The sequence below is a fragment of the Vicinamibacterales bacterium genome (assembly GCA_036496585.1).
In the GTDB taxonomy this organism is placed as follows: Bacteria; Acidobacteriota; Vicinamibacteria; order Vicinamibacterales; family 2-12-FULL-66-21; genus JAICSD01.
Genome location: DASXLB010000051.1, coordinates 1 through 18,160 on the forward strand (window position 1 = coordinate 1; position 18,160 = coordinate 18,160).

Sequence of the window (18,160 nt, forward strand, 5' to 3'; positions counted from 1 at the left end):
CCAGATCCGCACCGCCGAGATGCACCGCGTCGCCGAGGAAGGGATCGCCGCGCACTGGAAGTACAAGGAAGGACGGCAGGGGGCCGGCCGCGACGAGCAGTACTTCGTGTGGCTGCGGCAGCTCCTCGAGTTCCAGCAGGAGGTCCGCGACCCGCAGGAGTTCCTGCAGAACCTCAAGATCGAGCTGTACCCCGAGGAGGTCTACATCTTCACGCCGGCCGGCGAAGTGAAGGCCCTGCCGCGCGACGCGACGCCGGTCGACTTCGCCTACGCGATTCACACCGATGTCGGCCACCAGTGCGTCGGCTCGCGGGTCAACGGCAAGATGGTGCCGCTGCGCACCCGGCTGCGTAACGGCGACATCGTGCAGGTGATCACGGCGCCCGGACACAACCCGAGCCGCGACTGGCTCAATTTCGTGACGACGTCCCGCGCCCGCAACAAGATCAAGCACTACATCCATGCCGAGGAGAAGTCGCGCAGCCTCGATCTCGGGAAGAAGGTGTTCGAGAAGGAAGCACGGCGCTACGGGCTGAGCCCCAAGGGCCTGCTCGACGGCGACACCCTCGCGCCGGCGCTGAGCGAGTACGGCTTCTCCAAGGCGGAGGAGCTGTTCGTCGCACTCGGTTACGGCAAGCTGGCGATCAAGAGCGTGCTGGCGAAGCTCGTGCCGCAGGAACAGCTGAAGGAGGCCCCCGAGTCGTCGGGGCCGATCGCGCAGGTGGCCAACGTCGTCCGCCGCGTGCTCGGGCCGGCGGAAGACAAGATCAAGGTCCGCGGCTTCGACGATCTCATGGTGTTCCGCGCCCGCTGCTGCAACCCGATCCGCGGCGAGAAGATCGTCGGCTACATCACGCGCGGCAAGGGCGTTTCGGTGCACTCGGCGGCGTGCCCCAACGTGACGAACCTGCTGTACGACCCGGATCGAAAGATCGACGTCGAGTGGGACAAGGGGACCGACGTCGCGCCGTACACGGTACGCCTCAGCCTGCACGTCGAGGACCGCAAGGGGATCCTTGCCGACGTGACGTCGAAGATCGCCGGCATCAACACCAATATCCGCAACGTCGAGGCGACCTCCGACGCCGATCAACGGGGACGGATCGACATGACGGTCGAGATCAGCGACGTCAAGCACCTGCAGCGGGTGATGAAGTCGCTGCGCAGCGTCGACGGTGTGGTGGACGTGGAACGCGCGTCGCGGTAGGACGCTTCGAGACCTACAACTCAGATTACGAACGAAAAACGAACGGCGATCGAGTTCGAGGAGTTGGCGGCGCGACTCAGAGGGCCGCGGTGACCTGGATCTCGACCAGGCTGTCTTTCGGGAGGCGGGCGACCTGCACGGTCGCTCTGGCGGGGGCAGGCGACGAGAAGTGCGTGGCGTAGATTTCGTTGACGGTGCCGAACTGGTTCATGTCGGCGAGGAACACCGACGCCGAGACGACGTGGTCGAAGGAGGCTCCGGCTGCCTTGAGAATCGCCTCGATGTTGCGGAACACCTGACGGGTCTGTGCCTCGATCCCGCCGTCGACGAGCTGGCCCGTCTTCGGATCGAGCGGGATCTGGCCTGATAGGAAGAGCAGATTCCCGGCCCTGATGGCCTGCGAATACGGCCCGATGGCGGCAGGTGCGTCAGGTGTGGAGATGGCTTCGCGCATCAGCGACACCGACGAGCAGTCCTCGCCATTCGAAATCTACGCCGCCTTGACGACCTTGCCCGACCGCAGGCAACGGGTGCAGACGCGCAGCCGGCGGACGCCACCGTTGATCATCGCCCGCACCCGCTGCAGGTTCGGCTCGAACCGGCGCGCGGACACGTTGTGGGCGTGACTGATCTTGCGGCCGACGACCGGCCCCTTGTTACAGACTTCGCAGCGCTTCGCCATGGTGTCTTCTTCCACTCCGTCGCAAACCGCCATTATACCATCCGTCGTCGAAAAGTGTCAGGCGTCGCCGCCAATCGTCTGGCGACAACCCGGAAAACCGAGCAGAAACGCTGGTTTCTCGAAGGTACCTGCTTTGCTGCAGTGAGGGGAGGAAGGCGTGATGGACCGACCGCTCCTGAGAGAGCAGAGCCCGGCGGAGTTCTTCAGGGACCACATCGAAGGTGCCCTGGCGCGCCAGCACCTGGCGGCCGGAGGCCTCACGTCGTACTACCTGGTGGAGCTGCTCTGCCGGTTCGTCAGTCCGGAGACTCGCATCCCCTTCAACGACGATCACGGACAGCCGCTCGCCCTGAGGCTGGCGCGGGCGCTCGAAGTCGACGGTCTGGAGCGGCGCGCGCGGCTGCGCAACCTGGCAGATTTTTCCCTGTTCGTCTCCGGTTTCTACTCCGACAGCCTGCACCGCCGGTTCGTCGACGTCGACTACTACGTCAGCATGGGGGAGTATGCCTATGCCTCGCTCGCCAGGCGCGAAGAAGACGCCCTGGGCGAGGTCTACGCGGAGCTCGGACGCCGATTCGTCCCCTTCATGGACGTGCTGACCGACGTCAGCGAGCAAACCGGGCAGTCCCGCGGCCGTGATGTCCTCCGGATATACGAGCGTTGGCTCCGGACCGGGAGCAGCTTGGCGGCCCGGCAGCTCGCCAGCCGGGGCATTTACCCGAATGCCTCGATCGGCCGGCGCTTTCTCCAGTAGCGAACGGTCGCGTCCACGAATTCGGACGCGAGCAAGAACCGAAATTGCCCTGTCGCGCGTCTAAACCCCCAACAAACGCCGGAGCCCAGTTGCAACAGCTCAACAAAATACGGTAGACTGCAGGGCTTCATAGATGGCGTATTCATTGCATAGGGGCTCGCGACTTGAGGAAGCGGGGAGTCGAGCCGGGACGGAAAGGAGTCGGTCATATGAGCGGTCATAACGCGGCAAAGGCACAGGGGCGACAGGCGATGGACCCTGTTCGGTATAGCGAACTGAAGGGGATCCTCGAAGAGCGCCGCCGGGAAATCATGAGCGAGGTGCAGGGCCGGATGCGAGACGTCCGCGCGGAGGGTGCCAACGGCGCCGTCCAGGGCGTGCTCGACGCAGCCGAGAGCTCTGAGCTGGATATTCAGGACGAAATCGAATTCGCACTGATTCAGATGAAGGCCGAGACGCTGCACAAGATCGACGAGGCGCTCCGGCGTCTCGAAGAGGCCACCTACGGCTACTGTTTCGAGTGCGGCGACGAAGTCAGCGAGAAGCGGCTGCGGGCGCTCCCGTTCGCGGTCCGCTGCAAGGACTGCGAGGAAGCCCGCGAAGTCAAGCAGCAGCGCGATCGCCTGATGGCGCAGCGCCGGGGCGCCGCCTCGCTGTTCATCGACATGCAGGGTTGAACCCCAATCGGGTGATTGGGCGATCGGGTGATCGCGTACTCGGGTAAGCTGACGTTGCGATCACCCGATTTCCGATTATTTGATCACCCGATCATTCGATATGAGTGAGACCGATCAGGGGCGGCCAGCCGAGGAAAGTTCCGAGCTCGACCGCCCGCCCCAGATTCCCCCCGATCTGCCGGTTCTGCCGCTTCGCGACACGGTTCTCTTCCCCAATTCGTTCATGCCGCTCGCGGTGGCGCGCGAGGCCTCGGTGCGCCTCGTCGAGGAGGCCAACACCGCCGGCCAGCTGATCGGCGTGTTCACGCAGCGCGAGGCGGCGCTCGAAGAACCGCTGCAGGACGACCTCTATCCGGTCGGGACCGTCACCCACATCCACAAGATGTTCAAGCTGCCCGACGGCAGCCTCCGGCTGATTGTCCAGGGGCTGGCGCGCGTGCAACTGGGCCGTGTCGGCCAGTCGCGCCCGTATCTGCGCGCCGAGGTCACCCTCGCCCCCGACATCCTGCGGGACGAGGACCATCTCGAAATCGACGCGCTGCAGCGCAATATCAAGAGCAACTTCCAGCAGGTGGTGTCGCTCTCCCCTCTGCTCTCCGACGACCTCCAGACCCTGGCGGCGAACATCACCGATCCCGGCAAGCTGGCTGATTTCATCGCGTCGAGCCTGGCCACCATCGGCACGCCGATCAAGCAGGAGATCCTCTCCACCCTCGACGTGCGCGCCCGGATGGATGCGCTCAACCGGATCCTCATCAAGGAGCTCGAAGTGCTCGAGCTCGGCTCCAAGATCCAGTCGCAGGTGCAGTCGGAGGTCGGTAAGAACCAGCGCGAGTACTTCCTGCGCGAGCAGATGAAGGCGATCCAGAAGGAGCTCGGCGAGGGAGACGAGCAGGCCAAGGAAATCGAGGATCTGCGCGCCAAGATCGAAGCGGTCGGCATGCCGGACCCGGTGAAGAAGGAAGCGCTGCGCGAGCTCGAGCGTCTGTCGAAGATGCCGGTCGCCGCCGCCGAATACACCGTGTCGCGGACCTACGTCGACTGGCTCGTGGCGTTGCCGTGGGCCAAACGCACCGACGACGCGATCAATCTGGTGCGCACCAAGCAGGTGCTCGACGCCGACCACTCCGGCCTCGACAAGGTCAAGGATCGCGTGCTCGAGTACCTCGCCGTCCGCAAGCTCAATCCTGACGTCAAGGGGCCGATCCTCTGCTTCCTCGGGCCTCCCGGCGTCGGCAAGACGTCGCTCGCGCGCTCGATCGCCAACTCGCTCGGCCGCAAGTTCGTCCGGGTGTCGCTCGGCGGCATGCGCGACGAGGCCGAGATCCGCGGGCACCGCCGCACCTACATCGGTGCGCTGCCCGGCCAGATCATCCAGGGCATCCGGCGCGCCGAGTCGAAGAACCCGGTGTTCATCCTCGACGAGATCGACAAGCTCGGCTCCGACTTCCGCGGCGACCCGGCCTCGGCCCTGCTCGAAGTGCTCGACCCCGAGCAGAACAACACCTTCCGCGACCATTACCTCGACGTCCCGTTCGATCTCTCGGAAGTGCTTTTTCTGACCACCGCGAACGTGCTCGATCCGATTCCACCGGCGCTCCGCGACCGCATGGAAGTGCTGGAGTTGGCCGGCTACACCGAGGAAGAGAAGCTCGCCATCGCGTTCGAGCACCTCATCGGCAAGCAGGTCAAGAACCACGGGCTCACCCCCGAGCAACTGGAGTTCACGCGCGAGGCGATCGCCAGCGTCATCCGCGGCTATACCCGCGAGGCCGGCGTCCGTAACCTCGAACGCGAGATCGGGGCGCTCTGCCGCAAGGTCGCGCGCCGCCGCGCCGAGGGAGACGAGGCGAACGTGTCGATCACCCCCGACCTGGTCGTCCAGATGCTCGGCGCGCCGAGCTTCCTCGACGAGGAAATCGAAGACCGCACCAAGGACCCCGGCGTGGCCGTCGGCCTCGCCTGGACGCCGGCCGGCGGCGAAGTGCTGTTCGTCGAGGCGTCGAGAATGCAGGGGGGCGGCCTGCTGACCCTCACCGGCCACCTCGGCGACGTGATGAAGGAGTCGGCCCGTACCGCGCTGTCGTGGTTCCGCGCGCACGCCCAGCAGTACGGCGTCGATCCCGCCTTCTACAAGGATTCGGAAATCCACCTGCACGTCCCATCCGGCGCGGTGCCGAAGGACGGCCCCTCGGCGGGTGTCACCATGGTCAGCGCGCTGGCGTCGCAGCTCACCGGCCGCCGGGTGCGGGGCGATCTCGCCATGACCGGAGAGATTTCGCTGTCGGGCCGGGTCCTGCCGGTCGGCGGGGTCAAGGAGAAAGTGCTGGCGGCGCGCCGCCACGGGATTACCGAGTTGATCCTGCCGCGGCAGAACGAGAAGAACGTCAAGGAAGACCTCGGCGAGGAGCTCCGCCGCGAGCTGACGATCCACTACGTGGCCGACATCGTCGAAGTGCTTGCGATCGCGCTGCAGCCGAGCGCCGCGCAGACCCGTGTGCCGATGCCCGTCGCTCCCGACGCGCAGCCGGTGTGACGGTCGTCTATTCGCCGGCCTACGAACTCTCGCTTCCCGGCCACATCTGGCCGACGACGAAATACCGTCTCGTTGCCGGCCGCATCGCCTCCCGCGTCGCCCTCGCCGAACCGGCGGCGGCGTCGTGGGAACAGCTGGCGCTCGCCCACACCGGCGAGTACCTGCAGCGGCTGCGCGACGAACAGCTGACGCCGGCCGAGATCGCGACGCTCGAGCTTCCCTGGCGCGCCGGCATGGCCGACGTGTTTCGCCTGATGGCGGGCGGCACGCTCGATGCGGCCCGCGCCGCGCTCTCCGGGGGGCTGGCGGCTCACCTGGGCGGCGGACTGCATCACGCCTTCGCCAATCACGGCGAAGGCTTCTGCCCCGTCAACGACGTGGCCGTGGCCGTTCGGACACTGCAGGGTTCGTCGGAGATCCGGCGCGCCGCGATTGTCGATCTCGACGTGCACCACGGCAACGGCACCGCCATGATCTTCGAGCGCGACGCCGGCGTGTTCACCTTCTCGATGCACCAGCAGCACAACTACCCGCTGTTCAAGCCGCGGAGCGACCTCGACATCGGGCTCGCCGACGGCAGCGGCGACCGCGCCTATCTCGGCCGCCTTGCCGCTGCGCTGCCCCAGGTGATGGCGAGCCGTCCGGATCTGGTGGTGTATCTGGCCGGCGCCGATCCGTACGAGCACGATCGACTCGGCGGACTCGCGCTGACCAAGGAGGGGTTGCGGCAGCGCGACCGCCTCGTCGTGGCCGCTGCCCGTCGCGCGCGGACGCCGCTCGTGACCGTGCTGGCGGGCGGATACGCGGCCGAGCCCGCCGACACCGTCGACATCCACGTCGCCACCATCGAGGTGATGCTCGACGCCGCGAACGCGGCGTAGAGCCGGCCCGCTACAGCAGCGACAGCGCGACGATCGTCTTCATGTCGACGATCTCGCCGCGGCGCACCATGTCGCGGACGTCGCGCAACTCGAACGTACGGACCTCGATGTCTTCGTCTTCGTCGGCGTGCGCCGGCTCGTCGCTCTTCTCCAGAGCCGACGCGCGAAAGAAGATCATCTCTTCGTCGCAGTAGCCCGGCGTCGGATAGAGCGCGGTCAGGCGGACCACCGTCTGGGGGACGAGCCCGATCTCTTCGTGGCACTCGCGGCGCGCCGCTTGCTCCGGGCGTTCGCCGGCATCGATGCTGCCCGCCGGCAGCTCCCACAGGAAGCGGTTCACCGGATACCGGAACTGCCGGATGAGGATGATCCTGCCGGGCTCCGGCACCGGTGCGATGACGACCGACGCGGGATGCCGCACCACGTCGAGCGTCACGGTGCGGCCGTTCGGCATCGTGACCTGATTGCGATCGACGTCGAAGACCTTGCCACTGAACACGCGTTCGGAATTCAGCGTCTCTGCATCGCCCATGCTCGCTCCTGGATCGAAGAGGTCGGGTGCACGGCTACGTCTGTTCCTCGGCGGGAGCCTGCCGCTCCCGGATTTCGTCGAGGACGGAGCGCAGGTCGTCGGGCAGGGGTGCCGTGAATTCCATGCGCCGGCCGTCGCCAGGGTGGGTGAAGGCGATGCGCGCCGCGTGCAGGAACGGCCGGTTCAAACGCTGGACGGCTCGCAGGTCGTGCGGGACCCGGCGATGGACGCCGCCATAGGTCGCGTCCCCCACGACGGGATGGCCGATGACGCTCAGGTGAACCCGGATCTGATGCGTCCGTCCCGTGGCGATCACGAGCTGCAGCAGTGAGGCGCCGCGGAGGTGCTCGGCCCTGGTCACCCGGGTCACCGCGCTCCTCGCGCGTCGGGCGCGCGTCGACATCTTCTGCCGGTCGCCGGGATCCCGGCCGATCGGCGCGTCGATGCGGCGGCCCTGCTGCACGACACCCCACACCAGCGCGACGTATTCCTTGTCGATCTCGCGGTCGTGGAACTGCCGCGCCAGCTCCTGGTGGGCGGCGTCGTGCTTCGCCGCGATCATCACCCCTGAGGTCCCGCGATCGAGCCGATGCACGATTCCGGGACGCAGTTCGCCTCCGACGCCGCTCAAATCGTCGACATGGTGGAGCAGCGCGTTGACCAGTGTGCCGTCGGGATGTCCGGCCGCGGGATGCACGACCATCCCGGCGGGTTTGTCCACGACCACGACATCCGCGTCTTCGTACAGGATGGGCAGCGGGATGTCCTCGGGCAGCGCTTTCGGCTCGGTGAGCGCCGGCACCTCGACCTCGTACGCCTGACCGCACCGCACGGGCGTGCTCGCGCGGAACGTGCCGGGCGGCCCGGCGACGCGGCCATCCTTGATGAGTTTCTGGATCTGCGAGCGCGATCGATCAGGAATCGCCGACGCCAGGAACGCATCCAGGCGCGCGCCGTCCTGATCGGGCGGCACCTCGACGCGTATCGTCGTCATCACGCTGCCTGCGGTGCATGCCGCCGTCCGAACCCGACCATCTCGATCAGCACCAGGATGGCGCCGACGGTAATCGCCGCGTCGGCGACGTTGAACGCCCAGAAGTGGGCGTCGCCCCAGTAGACGTCCACGAAGTCGACGACGTGTCCGGCGATGGCGCGGTCGATCAGATTGCCGAACGCGCCGCCGAGAATGAGCGCGAGGCCGTAGCGCGACAGCTTCTCGTGCGAGCCGAGCTGGCGGGCGTAGAGGGAAATCGCCACGAGCGCCAGCGCCGCGATACCGATCATCAGCGCCGACTTGTAGGGAAAGTCCGCCGCATTGAGTACGCCGAACGCGGCGCCGGTGTTCTGCACGTGCGTGAAATCGAGCAGCCGCGGGATGATCGTCCGCTTCGCGTAGAGCGGGATGGTCGAGCGCACCAGGAACTTGCTCAGTTGATCCACGACGACGACGGTGCCAATCGCCGACAGTTCGGCGAGGCGCATCAGCGGCGGACGCTGCGGCAGCTCCAGGGCCGGGGCGCGATCGTCGGCCGGCGGGATCACGCGAGCACCTTGCCGTCACCAGTCGTCAGCGCCTCGACGCAGCGGCTGCAGAGGCCGGTGAACTGACCGTCCTTCGCCACGTCAGTCACCGTCCGCCAGCACCGATCGCATTTCTGCCCGTCGGCGCGGACGATCGAGACGCTGACCTCGTCGGAGGTGCTCGTCTGCAGGGTGATCTGCGACACGATGAAAAGCATCGGCAGGTCTGCGTCGTGTCGCGACAGCAGCGCCGCCGCCTGGCCGCCCGCGCTCAGGCGGACGTGGGCCTGCAGCGACGTCCCGATGGCCTTCTCCTGCCGGGCCGCCTCCAGCGCACGGTTCACCTCGTCGCGGATGGCCCGCAGCCGATCCCATCGCTCGTCGACCTCCGCCTGCACCAGCGCCGCGCCGTCAGGCGGAAACAGCGTCAGGTGGACGCTCGGTTCGCGGTTCGCCGCAGGCGGCAGGTGCTTCCACAGTTCGTCCGCCGTCACCGGCAGGATCGGCGCCAGCAGCCGCGCCAGTCCGTCGGCCATCAGGGACATCGCCGTCTGCGCGGATCGGCGTTCGCGCGAGCCCGCCGCGAGGGTGTAGAGGCGGTCCTTCGAGACATCCGCGTAGAACGCGCTCAAGTCGACGGTCAGGAACTGGTTCAGCGTCTGGAAGATGGTCGGGTAGTCGTAGGTCCGATAGGCCCGCACCACGGCGTCGGCCATGGCGCCGTACTTCGAGAGGATGTAGCGATCGACCTCTGCGAGATCCGCAGCCGGCACGCGATCGGCCGCCGGATCGAAATCGTACAGGTTCGAGGCGAGATAGCGCAGGGTGTTGCGGAACTTGCGGTAGGCCTCGATGACGCGCGCGAGAATCTGCTTGCCGACGCGCAGCTCCTCGCGGAAATCGCTCATCGCCACCCACAGCCGCAGGATCTCGGCGCCGCTCTCCTTGATGACGTCCTGCGGCAGGATGACGTTGCCGACCGACTTCGACATCTTGCGGCCATCGACGTCAATCAGGAACCCGTGCGTCAGCACTTCGCTGAACGGCGGCCGCCCGCGCGTGCCCAGGCCGACCAGCAGCGAACTCTGGAACCAGCCGCGGTGCTGGTCGCTGCCTTCCAGGTACATCTCGGCCGGCCAGCGCAGATCCGGGTAGAAGGGGAGGACGGCCTCGTGGCTCGATCCGGAATCGAACCAGACGTCGAGGATGTCGCGCTCCCGTTCGAACGACGTGCCGCCGCAGGACGGACAGGCCAGTCCGGCGGGGAGGAATTCCTCGATCGGTCGCTCGTACCAGGCATCGGCCCCGTATTCGTCGAACACGGATGCCGCGCGATCGACGAGCGCCGGCGTGAGGACGGCCTCGCCGCAGGCCGCGCAGTCGACCGCGGGAATCGGCACGCCCCAGGCGCGCTGCCGCGAAATGCACCAGTCCGGCCGGTTGGCGAGCATGTTGTAGAGCCGATCCCGGCCCCAGGCTGGAATCCACTTCACGTCGCGATCGACCGCCTCGAGTCCCGCCGCCCGCAGCGTCTTTCGTCCGCTCGACGTCTCGATGGCCGGCTCGCCGTCCATTCGGATGAACCACTGCGACGTCGCGAGAAAGATCACCGGGTTGTGGCAGCGCCAGCAGTGCGGGTACTGGTGCTCGAAATCGGCGCGGTGCCAGAGCCGCGAGCGCTCTTTCAGCGCGGCTTCGACGTGCGGATTGGCGTCGAACACGCGCTGTCCGGCGAACATGTCGACGGTGTCGAGAAAGTGTCCGCCCGGTCCGACCGGGGCATAGATGTCGAGGCCATAGCGGACGCCGGTGATGAAGTCGTCGGCGCCGTGGCCGGGCGCGGTGTGCACGGCGCCGGTGCCGGTGTCGAGGGTCACGTAGTCGGCCAGCACGCCGAGCGACACGCGCGGGTACAGCGGATGCTGGAACCGGATGTGCTCGAGCAGCGCCCCCTTGAAGCGCGCGACGGGAGCGCCGAACGTCGTGCCTGCGGCGTCGGCCACCCGTGTGGCGAGCGCCTCGGCCACGATCACCGCACGGTTGCCGACCTCGTAGGCGGCGTAGTCGAAATCGGGGTGGAACGCGATCGCCAGGTTCGACGGGATCGTCCAGGGGGTCGTCGTCCAGATCAGCACCGAGACGTCGCGGCCGCTCAGTTCCGGAATGCGGCGGGCGATTTCTCCGCTGCTGTCGGGCGAGAGCGGGAACTCCACGTAGATCGACGGCGACGAGTGCGCCTCGTACTCCACTTCGGCTTCCGCGAGCGCGGTGCGGCAGTGGATGCACCAGTGCACCGGCTTCTTCCCTTTGTAGACCAGCCCCTTCTCCACGAACCGGCCCAGCGCCCGGGCGATCGCCGCCTGGTACTTGAAGTTCATGGTCAGGTACGGGTGGTCCCAGTCGCCGAAGATGGCGAGGCGCTGGAACTCCTTCGTCATCACCCCGATGAACCGCTCGGCGTAGGCGCGGCAGGCACGGCGGAAGTCGGCCATGCTCATCTCGCGCTTCTTCGAGCCCAGCTCGCGATCGACCTTGAGCTCGATCGGCAGGCCGTGGCAGTCGTAGCCCGGCACGTACGGCGAGTCGAATCCCGCCATGGTCCGCGACTTGACGACGAAGTCCTTCAGGATCTTGTTGAGGGCGGTGCCGAGATGGATCTGTCCGTTGGCATACGGCGGTCCGTCGTGCAGCACGAAGCGGGGGGCGCCGCGCCTGGCCTTCCGGATCTGCCCATACAGATCGATGCCTGCCCACCGCTCGAGCATCTCCGGTTCGGCCGTCGGCAGGTTCGCCTTCATCGGGAACCCCGTCCGGGGCAGGTTGAGCGTGTCTTTCCAGTCGGCCATGGATATCTCTCAATTGTACAGAATTCGCCAGGGATGGCTCCGCCGCCGCGCGAGGGGACGAAACGCGGCCAATATAATGGGCCTGTGCGTACGGCTCACCTCGATAACGGGCTGACGGTCCTCACCCAGGAGCTGCACACCGCGCCGCTGGTGTCGGTGTGGTGCTGGTACCGGGTCGGCTCCGGGGACGAGCGGCCCGGCCTCACCGGCGTCTCGCACTGGGTCGAGCACATGAACTTCAAGGGGACGGTCAACATCCCGCGCGACGAGATGAAGGGCATCGTCGAACGCTTCGGCGGGACCTGGAACGGCTATACGTGGATCGACCAGACCACGTATCTGGAGACCGCCGGCCGGGATGCGCTCGATACGCTGCTGTTCATCGAGGCCGAGCGCATGCACAACGGGCTCTACGATCCGGCCGAATGCGAATCCGAGCGGACGGTCATCATCTCCGAGCTGCAGGGGGGCGAGAACGATCCCGATCAGCTGCTCGACACCGAAGTGACCGCCTCCGCCTTTCGCGCGCACCCGTACCGGCATCCGACCATCGGGTGGATCGACGATCTGCGCGCGATGACCCGCGACGACCTCTACGATCACTATCGCCGCCACTACACGCCGGCCAACGCCACGCTGGTGGTCGTCGGCGATGTCGACACCGACGAGGTGCTCAGGGGCGCCGAGCGGCATTTCGGGCCGATTGCGGCGGGCGCGCCGGTGCGCCGGCGCCGTCCCGCCGAGCCGCGGCAGGTCGGTGAGCGCCGCGTGCTGATCGAGCGCGAAGGCACCACCGCCTACCTGAAGTACGCGTGGCATGCGCCGGCCGCCACCGACGAGGACTTCTTTCCGATGCTGGTGCTCGACGCCGCGCTGACCGGCGCCAAGGGGCTGAACCTGTGGACGAGTTTTCGCGGAACGCCGCCACAGCGCAAGGCGCGGCTGTATGACGCGCTCGTCGAGCGCGGCCTCGCCTCGGCCGTGGCCGGTTCGCTCATCGCCACCAGCGAGCCGTTTCTCTACTCCGTGTCGCTGACGATCGCGGCCGGCGTGTCGCCGGCAGCCGTCGAGGCCGCCGCCGATGCCGAGTTCGAGCGCGTGCGGACCGGCGGCCTGACCGAAGCGGAGGTCGCGCGCGCCAAGCGCCAGCTCCGCGCCAGGCTGGTGTTCGAGAACGACAGCGTGACCAACGTTGCCCACCAGATTGGCTACTTCGAGACGGTCGTTGGCCCCGGCTACCTCTCCGCCGTCGCCGACCGGCTCGCCGCCGTCACCACGGAACAGGTCGCCGGGGTTGCGGCGCGGCGACTGGCCGCGGACCGCCGAACCGTCGGGTGGTTCCGTCCGCTGGAGCGCCACGCGTGAGTTCCACGGTCGCGCGCGGGCTGGCGCCGCTGCGGCAGCGGCTCGACAACGGCGTGGTGGCGACCGTGCAGGAAACGGCATTTTCACCCGCCGTGACGATTAGTCTCGCCTTTCGCGCCGGCAGTCTCTATGAGCCCGACACGAGACCCGGACTGGCCTGGTTCCTCGGGCGCGTCATCGACCGCGGCACGACCTCCCGATCGGCCAGCGACATTGCCGATGGCCTCGACGATCGCGGCGTCGCGCTCAGGGTCACCACCAACCGGCACGTGACGGCGCTGTCGTGCACGTGCCTCAGCGAGGACTTCGGACCGGTGGTCGACATCCTCGCCGACATCGTGCGGCACCCCTCGTTTCCGCCCGAGGAGATCGAGAAACGGCGGGTCGAAACGATCACCGCGATTCGCCAGGATCAGGACAATCCCGGCGTGCGGGCCAGCGAGGCGCTGCAGGCGCTGCTCTATCCTGCGGGCCATCCTTATGGCCGGCCGGCCAAGGGGACCATCTCCGCTGTCGAGGCGCTGACGCGCGACGAACTGCTGGCGCAGGCCGCCTTGCGCTTCGCTCCCGCGACGCTGTCGGCCGTCGTCGTCGGCGACGTACGGGCGTCGGAAGCGGTCGATCGCGTCGCCGCGGTGTTCGCGGACTGGACCGCTGTTGCTGGCGGGGAGCGCGGCGTCCCAACGCCCCACCCCTCGTTCGGCGCGCGCCTGGCGGTCGAGATGCCCGAGAAGTCGCAGTCCGACATCGCCTACGGTTTCGTCGCCGTCAATCGCCTCGATCCCGCCTACTGCGCGCATTGGATGATGAACACGATCCTCGGGCAGTTCGGCCTTGGCGGCCGGCTGGCCGAGAACATCCGTGAGCGGCAGGGGATGGCGTACTACGCGTTCAGCTCGTTCGACCCGAGTCTCGGTCCTGGGCCCCTGGTTATTCGCGCCGGTGTCGATCCGGCGAACGTCGGGCGCGCGCTCGAGGCCATCGACGCCGAGGTTGGCGCGCTGGCGCGCGACGGCGCGACCGAGCGCGAGCTGCTCGAGACCCGCCAGTACCTGATCGGGTCCATTCCCCGCATGCTCGAAAACAATGCGGCGATCGCCGTCTTCCTGCAGACCAGCGAGTTCTTCGAACTGGGACTCGACTACGACCGGCGTCTGCCCGACCTGCTGCGGCGGGTGACGCTCGACGACGTCAACGCGGCAGCCGCCGCCGTTCTCGATCCGTCGCGGGCCTGTGTCGCCGTGGCGGGTCCCGCCTCACCCCGTGGCGAGTGACTCGGTGGGTCGGCCCGGCCGGATGAAAACGCGCACGGTGTTCTTCGACGTCGACTTCACGCTCATTTATCCCGGCCCCGCGTTTCAGGGAGGCGGCTACGCCGACGCCTGCGCGCGCCACGGCGTGCCGGTCGACGCGGCGCTCTTCGATGGAGCGGTGGCGGCAGCGTCGGCCCCGCTCCACAGCGAGGGCCACGAGTACGATCCGGGCATCTTCATCGACTACACGGCGCGGATCATCGAAGGGATGGGCGGCCGCGGGGCGGGCGTGATTCGCGCGGCGACCGACCTCTACGAGGCGTGGGGCGTCTGCCATCACTTCACGCTCTATGAGGAAGTGCCGGACGTGCTGCGGGACTTGCGGGCGAGCGGCTACGGCATCGGGCTCATCTCCAACACGCAGCGATCGCTCGCCACTTTCGAGCGTCATTTCGGCCTCGATGGTCTGTTCGATGTCGCGATCTCGTCCTCCGAGCACGGCTACATGAAGCCGCACCCGAGCATTTTCGAAGCAGGCCTTCGGCGTGCCGGCGTCGCCGCGGCCGAGGCCGTGATGGTCGGCGACAGCGTGTCGCACGACATTGCGGGTGCGCTTGCCCTCGGCATGAGCGGGGTGCTCGTCGTGCGTTCTGGATTGTCGGCCGGCGCACCGCCTGATGTACCGGTGATCCGCTCGCTGCGCGAGTTGCCGCCGCTGTTGTAGCGGCCGGCTTCCGGCTACCCCTTCCGGCTGTTGTCGATCGCCAGCAGGTACTGGCCGCGCGATCGATCCGACGCGAGAAAGAAGTCGACGACCCGGTAGCCGCGCGCCAGGTAGTGCAGGAAGAGGCGCCGGGTCTCGAGCCGCCAGTCGAGCGCGAGTGCCGGTTCGTCCACGAGCATCTCGTCGTAGTGCCCGGGGATCTCGACCAGCAGCCGGCGTTCGCCGCACGTCAAGTCGGCCTCGCCGGGCGCCAGGCGCCCGCCGGAGGGGACGGCGCGGTTGACGAGCGGGGCCGCGGCGACCGAGGCGTCGCGAACCAGACCGATGCCGCGGGCCGCGATTCGCCGCTCGACGTGCGGCTCCTGCAGGCGCCACTCGGCCACGAAGCGATCGGTTGGCGACCCGCGGTGAAGCGGGCTGCTCGAGTCGCCGTAGACGTTCTCTTCGTATTCCTCGACGACCACGCCGAGCCGGGCGAAATTGAAGTGGGCATTGAGCGCCTGCAGCGGGTCGAACGTCCACTCGATGAGATCGAGGCCCATCGCCAGCGTGCGCCGGCGCTGCGCGAGCTTCAATTCCCGTCCCAGTCCGCTGTTGCGCGCCTCGGCGGTCACGCCGAGCATGTGCGACCACTGCATCGGTCGCCCGTCCTTGATGCCGGGTAGCGAGTAGACGAACCCCTGCAGCGCGTTCGCGGCGTCGAAGCCGCCGAGCAGGATGCCGCCGCGTTTGATCGAGACGATCAGCACCGGCGGCGGGACGACGTCCTCGCTGTCGCTGTAACCCCAGACCTGCCGCTCGAGCGCGGCGACCTGGCGGCACTCGTCGAGCGTCTTCAGCTCGCGGATCTGCACGTTATCCGGGAGGCCAGGTCAGGCCGCGGCCCGCCAGCAGGTGCAGATGGATGTGGAACACCGTCTGGCCGGCTTCGGCGTTCGTGTTAAACACGGTGCGGAAGCCGCGCTCGGCGAATCCCTTGTCGCGGGCGACCCTGGCCGCGGCGCGGTGCATCGCCCCGACCAGCGCGTCGTCATCCGAGGTGAGCGCGTTCAAGGTGGCGATGTGGCGCCGCGGAATGACCAGCGCGTGCAGCGGCGCCTGCGGGTTGATGTCGCTGATGACGATGACCTCGTCATCTTCGTAGACCTTTGGCGCGGGGATCGTGCCCGCGACGATCTTGCAGAAGAGGCAGTCGCTGCTCATGGTTCGCTCCATCCGCCTTCGTCGCTGAAGTCGCCATCCGGCGGACGCAGGGCGCGGAACACGAGGACGCGCTCGATGCCCTGCAGGTCCCGATAGGCGCGCTCAAACGCCCAGAACCGCGGATTGGCGATCGCCTTGACCCGCGCCGCCTGATCGTAGCCCACCTCGACGATCAGTCGTCCGTTCTCACTGACATCGCCCCGCAGGTTTCGCAGCAATGCACGCAAGACCTCGAGGCCATCCTGGCCGCCAAACAGTGCCAGCTCCGGCTCGTGGTCACGTACTTCCGGCGCCAGCGATGCCCGTTCGCCGAGCGGAATGTAGGGCGGATTCGAGACGACGATTTCGACGTCGTATCCGCGCGGAATCTGCGAGCTGTGCAGGAGCGCGATGCGCGCACTGACGCCATGACGGGCGGCGTTGCGGCGCGCCACCGTCAGCGCCGCCAGCGAGGCGTCGCTGGCGATGAGATGGGCGTGCGGCAGCTCTTTCGCCAGCGCCACCGCGATGCATCCGCTGCCGGTGCCGACCTCGACGATGACCGGAGCAGCCGTCGGCCGCTCGGCCGGCGGGTGGAGATCCAGCGCCGCCTGGACGACCAGCTCGGTCTCCGGGCGCGGCGTCAGCACGTCACGCGTCACCTCGAAGTCGAGGCCCCAGAATTCCCGGTGCCCGACGATCTGCGAGACGGGTTCGCGCGCCAGGCGGCGGGTGATGAGGGCGTCGTAGCGAGAGGGGAAGTCTGCCGGCGCCGCATCGCGCCCGCGGCTGGCGTACTGGGTCAGGTCCCACCCGAGGACGTGCCGTGCGAGCACCTCGGCGTCGCCGGGCGCCTCGTCGGCCGGAATCCCGCCGGCGAGCAGCCGCTCACGCGCGCGCCTCACCAGCTCGACGATCATCTACGCGGAAGAGTCGGTCGCTTCCTTCAGCTTTTCGCTGTTGAAGTGGGTGGTCGCCGCGTCGATCAGTTCGGTGAGATCGCCGTCGAGCGCGGCGTCGAGCTGGTGCATCGTGAAGCCGATCCGGTGATCGGTGACGCGGTTGTCCTTGAAGTTGTAGGTGCGGATTTTCTCGGAGCGATCGCCGCTGCCGACCTGCGAGCGTCGATCCTTGGCGATCGCGTCCTGCTGCTTCTGCAGTTCCATCTCGTAGAGCCGCGAGCGCAGCACCTTCATCGCCTTCGCGCGGTTCTTGATCTGCGACTTCTCGTCCTGCTGGGAGACGACCATGCCGGTGGGAAGGTGGGTGATGCGGACGGCCGAATACGTCGTGTTGACGCTCTGCCCGCCGGGGCCGCTCGAGCAGAAGGTGTCGACGCGCAGGTCCTTTTCGTTGATCTGGATGTCCACGTCTTCCGCTTCCGGCAGCACGGCGACGGTTGCGGTCGACGTGTGGATCCGGCCGCTCGCCTCGGTGGCGGGCACGCGCTGCACGCGGTGGACGCCGCTCTCGTACTTCAGCTTGCTGTAGACGCCGCGGCCGGCAATGGTCGCGATCACTTCCTTGATGCCGCCGACACCGCTCTCGCTCAACGACAGCGCTTCGACCTTCCAGCCGTTGCGCTCCGCGAACCGGGAATACATGCGGAACAGGTCCGAGGCGAAGAGTGCCGCCTCGTCGCCGCCGGTGCCGCCGCGAATCTCGAGGATGACGTTCTTGGCGTCGTTGGGATCCTTGGGCACGAGGAGGACCTTGAGGTCGGCGAGCGCGGTATCGCGCTGCGCCGTGAGCCGGACGATCTCCTCCTGCGCCAGCTCGCGCATGTCGGGATCCTTGAGCAGCTCCTCGTTGTCGGCCAGCTCCGCCGCGATCGCCTTGTACTCGCGGTAGCGATCGACGAGCGGCTGCATCTCGGCGATCGCCTTCGAGTGGCTGCGGAACTTGGCATTGTCGGCCTGCACGGCCGGCGTCGCCAGCTCCGCGCTCGTCTGGTCGTACTTCGCTTCGATCGACGTCAGTTTCTCTAACACGTGAATTCC

The 18,160-nt window shown here is 67.6% G+C and carries 18 protein-coding genes; 8 read left to right on the forward strand and 10 right to left on the reverse strand.

Going from position 1 to position 18,160, the window contains the following annotated elements; translation table 11 throughout:
- Positions 1-1,207, forward strand: a 1,207-nt coding sequence (locus VGI12_16480; protein HEY2434275.1) for a TGS domain-containing protein, incomplete at its 5' end; no start/stop codon positions are given.
- 76 nt (positions 1,208-1,283) lie between these two features.
- Here the strand turns inward: VGI12_16480 and VGI12_16485 are convergent.
- Both VGI12_16485 and rpmB read right to left on the reverse strand, forming a co-directional pair.
- On the reverse strand, positions 1,284-1,661 hold the full coding sequence (locus tag VGI12_16485) for a RidA family protein (protein ID HEY2434276.1): 378 nt from the start codon (positions 1,659-1,661) through the stop codon (positions 1,284-1,286).
- Positions 1,662-1,697: 36 nt separating this feature from the next.
- Positions 1,698-1,889, reverse strand: coding sequence for a 50S ribosomal protein L28 (gene rpmB / locus VGI12_16490; protein ID HEY2434277.1), 192 nt, complete (start codon positions 1,887-1,889; stop codon positions 1,698-1,700).
- 160 nt (positions 1,890-2,049) lie between these two features.
- Between rpmB and VGI12_16495 the strand changes: the two genes are divergently transcribed.
- The 4 genes from VGI12_16495 (at position 2,050) to VGI12_16510 (ending at position 6,737) form a co-directional block, all read left to right on the forward strand.
- Entirely contained in the window at positions 2,050-2,643 is a 594-nt protein-coding gene (locus VGI12_16495) for a hypothetical protein (protein HEY2434278.1), read from the forward strand.
- Between the two features lie 209 nt (positions 2,644-2,852).
- Positions 2,853-3,320, forward strand: a complete 468-nt coding sequence (locus tag VGI12_16500) for a TraR/DksA family transcriptional regulator (protein ID HEY2434279.1) — start codon at positions 2,853-2,855, stop codon at positions 3,318-3,320.
- Between the two features lie 100 nt (positions 3,321-3,420).
- Entirely contained in the window at positions 3,421-5,856 is a 2,436-nt protein-coding gene (lon, locus tag VGI12_16505) for an endopeptidase La (GenBank protein HEY2434280.1), read from the forward strand.
- Positions 5,853-6,737 carry a histone deacetylase gene (locus tag VGI12_16510; GenBank protein ID HEY2434281.1) on the forward strand — a complete coding sequence of 295 codons (885 nt, stop codon included), beginning with the start codon at positions 5,853-5,855 and terminating at the stop codon, positions 6,735-6,737. The genes lon and VGI12_16510 overlap by 4 nt, the downstream gene beginning before the upstream one ends.
- 10 nt (positions 6,738-6,747) lie before the next feature.
- Here the strand turns inward: VGI12_16510 and VGI12_16515 are convergent, their stop codons facing one another.
- The 4 genes from VGI12_16515 to ileS are packed head-to-tail and all read right to left on the reverse strand — an operon-like array spanning position 6,748 to position 11,636.
- Positions 6,748-7,269 (reverse strand): NUDIX hydrolase, encoded by a 522-nt coding sequence (locus tag VGI12_16515; GenBank protein ID HEY2434282.1) that lies wholly within the window; start codon positions 7,267-7,269, stop codon positions 6,748-6,750.
- A 34-nt stretch (positions 7,270-7,303) separates the two neighbouring features.
- Positions 7,304-8,263, reverse strand: coding sequence for an RluA family pseudouridine synthase (locus tag VGI12_16520; protein ID HEY2434283.1), 960 nt, complete (start codon positions 8,261-8,263; stop codon positions 7,304-7,306).
- Entirely contained in the window at positions 8,263-8,811 is a 549-nt protein-coding gene (lspA, locus tag VGI12_16525) for a signal peptidase II (protein ID HEY2434284.1), read from the reverse strand. Before lspA ends, VGI12_16520 begins: the two co-directional genes overlap by 1 nt.
- Positions 8,808-11,636, reverse strand: a complete 2,829-nt coding sequence (gene ileS / locus VGI12_16530; GenBank protein HEY2434285.1) for an isoleucine--tRNA ligase — start codon at positions 11,634-11,636, stop codon at positions 8,808-8,810. The genes lspA and ileS overlap by 4 nt, the downstream gene beginning before the upstream one ends.
- Before the next feature lie 84 nt (positions 11,637-11,720).
- Between ileS and VGI12_16535 the strand changes: the two genes are divergently transcribed.
- The 3 genes from VGI12_16535 to VGI12_16545 are packed head-to-tail and all read left to right on the forward strand — an operon-like array spanning position 11,721 to position 14,978.
- Entirely contained in the window at positions 11,721-13,001 is a 1,281-nt protein-coding gene (locus VGI12_16535; GenBank protein HEY2434286.1) for a pitrilysin family protein, read from the forward strand.
- Entirely contained in the window at positions 12,998-14,275 is a 1,278-nt protein-coding gene (locus VGI12_16540; protein ID HEY2434287.1) for a pitrilysin family protein, read from the forward strand. Before VGI12_16535 ends, VGI12_16540 begins: the two co-directional genes overlap by 4 nt.
- 22 nt (positions 14,276-14,297) lie before the next feature.
- Complete coding sequence (locus VGI12_16545; protein ID HEY2434288.1) at positions 14,298-14,978, forward strand: HAD family hydrolase; 681 nt, start codon at positions 14,298-14,300, stop codon at positions 14,976-14,978.
- Positions 14,979-14,992: 14 nt separating this feature from the next.
- On the opposite strand, the gene VGI12_16550 is transcribed toward VGI12_16545, so the two are convergent.
- The 4 genes from VGI12_16550 to prfA are packed head-to-tail and all read right to left on the reverse strand — an operon-like array spanning position 14,993 to position 18,151.
- The gene (locus tag VGI12_16550) at positions 14,993-15,832 is read right to left on the reverse strand and encodes a hypothetical protein (protein ID HEY2434289.1); all 840 of its coding nucleotides are present in this window, start codon (positions 15,830-15,832) and stop codon (positions 14,993-14,995) included.
- Between the two features lies 1 nt (position 15,833).
- Positions 15,834-16,181, reverse strand: a complete 348-nt coding sequence (locus VGI12_16555) for a histidine triad nucleotide-binding protein (protein ID HEY2434290.1) — start codon at positions 16,179-16,181, stop codon at positions 15,834-15,836.
- On the reverse strand, positions 16,178-17,080 hold the full coding sequence (prmC, locus tag VGI12_16560) for a peptide chain release factor N(5)-glutamine methyltransferase (protein HEY2434291.1): 903 nt from the start codon (positions 17,078-17,080) through the stop codon (positions 16,178-16,180). Before prmC ends, VGI12_16555 begins: the two co-directional genes overlap by 4 nt.
- Positions 17,081-18,151, reverse strand: coding sequence for a peptide chain release factor 1 (prfA, locus tag VGI12_16565; GenBank protein HEY2434292.1), 1,071 nt, complete (start codon positions 18,149-18,151; stop codon positions 17,081-17,083).
- Positions 18,152-18,160: the final 9 nt, after the last annotated feature.

What these genes read in the sequence shown, in the direction of transcription:
- VGI12_16485 (HEY2434276.1), bottom strand. Translation starts at nt 1,661, where the DNA reads ATGCGCGAAGCCATCTCCACACCTGACGCACCTGCCGCCATCGGGCCG.
- VGI12_16520 (HEY2434283.1), bottom strand. Translation starts at nt 8,263, where the DNA reads ATGACGACGATACGCGTCGAGGTGCCGCCCGATCAGGACGGCGCGCGC.
- VGI12_16515 (HEY2434282.1), bottom strand. Translation starts at nt 7,269, where the DNA reads ATGGGCGATGCAGAGACGCTGAATTCCGAACGCGTGTTCAGTGGCAAG.
- VGI12_16545 (HEY2434288.1), top strand. Translation starts at nt 14,298, where the DNA reads ATGAAAACGCGCACGGTGTTCTTCGACGTCGACTTCACGCTCATTTAT.
- rpmB (HEY2434277.1), bottom strand. Translation starts at nt 1,889, where the DNA reads ATGGCGAAGCGCTGCGAAGTCTGTAACAAGGGGCCGGTCGTCGGCCGC.
- ileS (HEY2434285.1), bottom strand. Translation starts at nt 11,636, where the DNA reads ATGGCCGACTGGAAAGACACGCTCAACCTGCCCCGGACGGGGTTCCCG.
- lon (HEY2434280.1), top strand. Translation starts at nt 3,421, where the DNA reads ATGAGTGAGACCGATCAGGGGCGGCCAGCCGAGGAAAGTTCCGAGCTC.
- VGI12_16495 (HEY2434278.1), top strand. Translation starts at nt 2,050, where the DNA reads ATGGACCGACCGCTCCTGAGAGAGCAGAGCCCGGCGGAGTTCTTCAGG.
- prmC (HEY2434291.1), bottom strand. Translation starts at nt 17,080, where the DNA reads ATGATCGTCGAGCTGGTGAGGCGCGCGCGTGAGCGGCTGCTCGCCGGC.
- VGI12_16555 (HEY2434290.1), bottom strand. Translation starts at nt 16,181, where the DNA reads ATGAGCAGCGACTGCCTCTTCTGCAAGATCGTCGCGGGCACGATCCCC.
- VGI12_16500 (HEY2434279.1), top strand. Translation starts at nt 2,853, where the DNA reads ATGAGCGGTCATAACGCGGCAAAGGCACAGGGGCGACAGGCGATGGAC.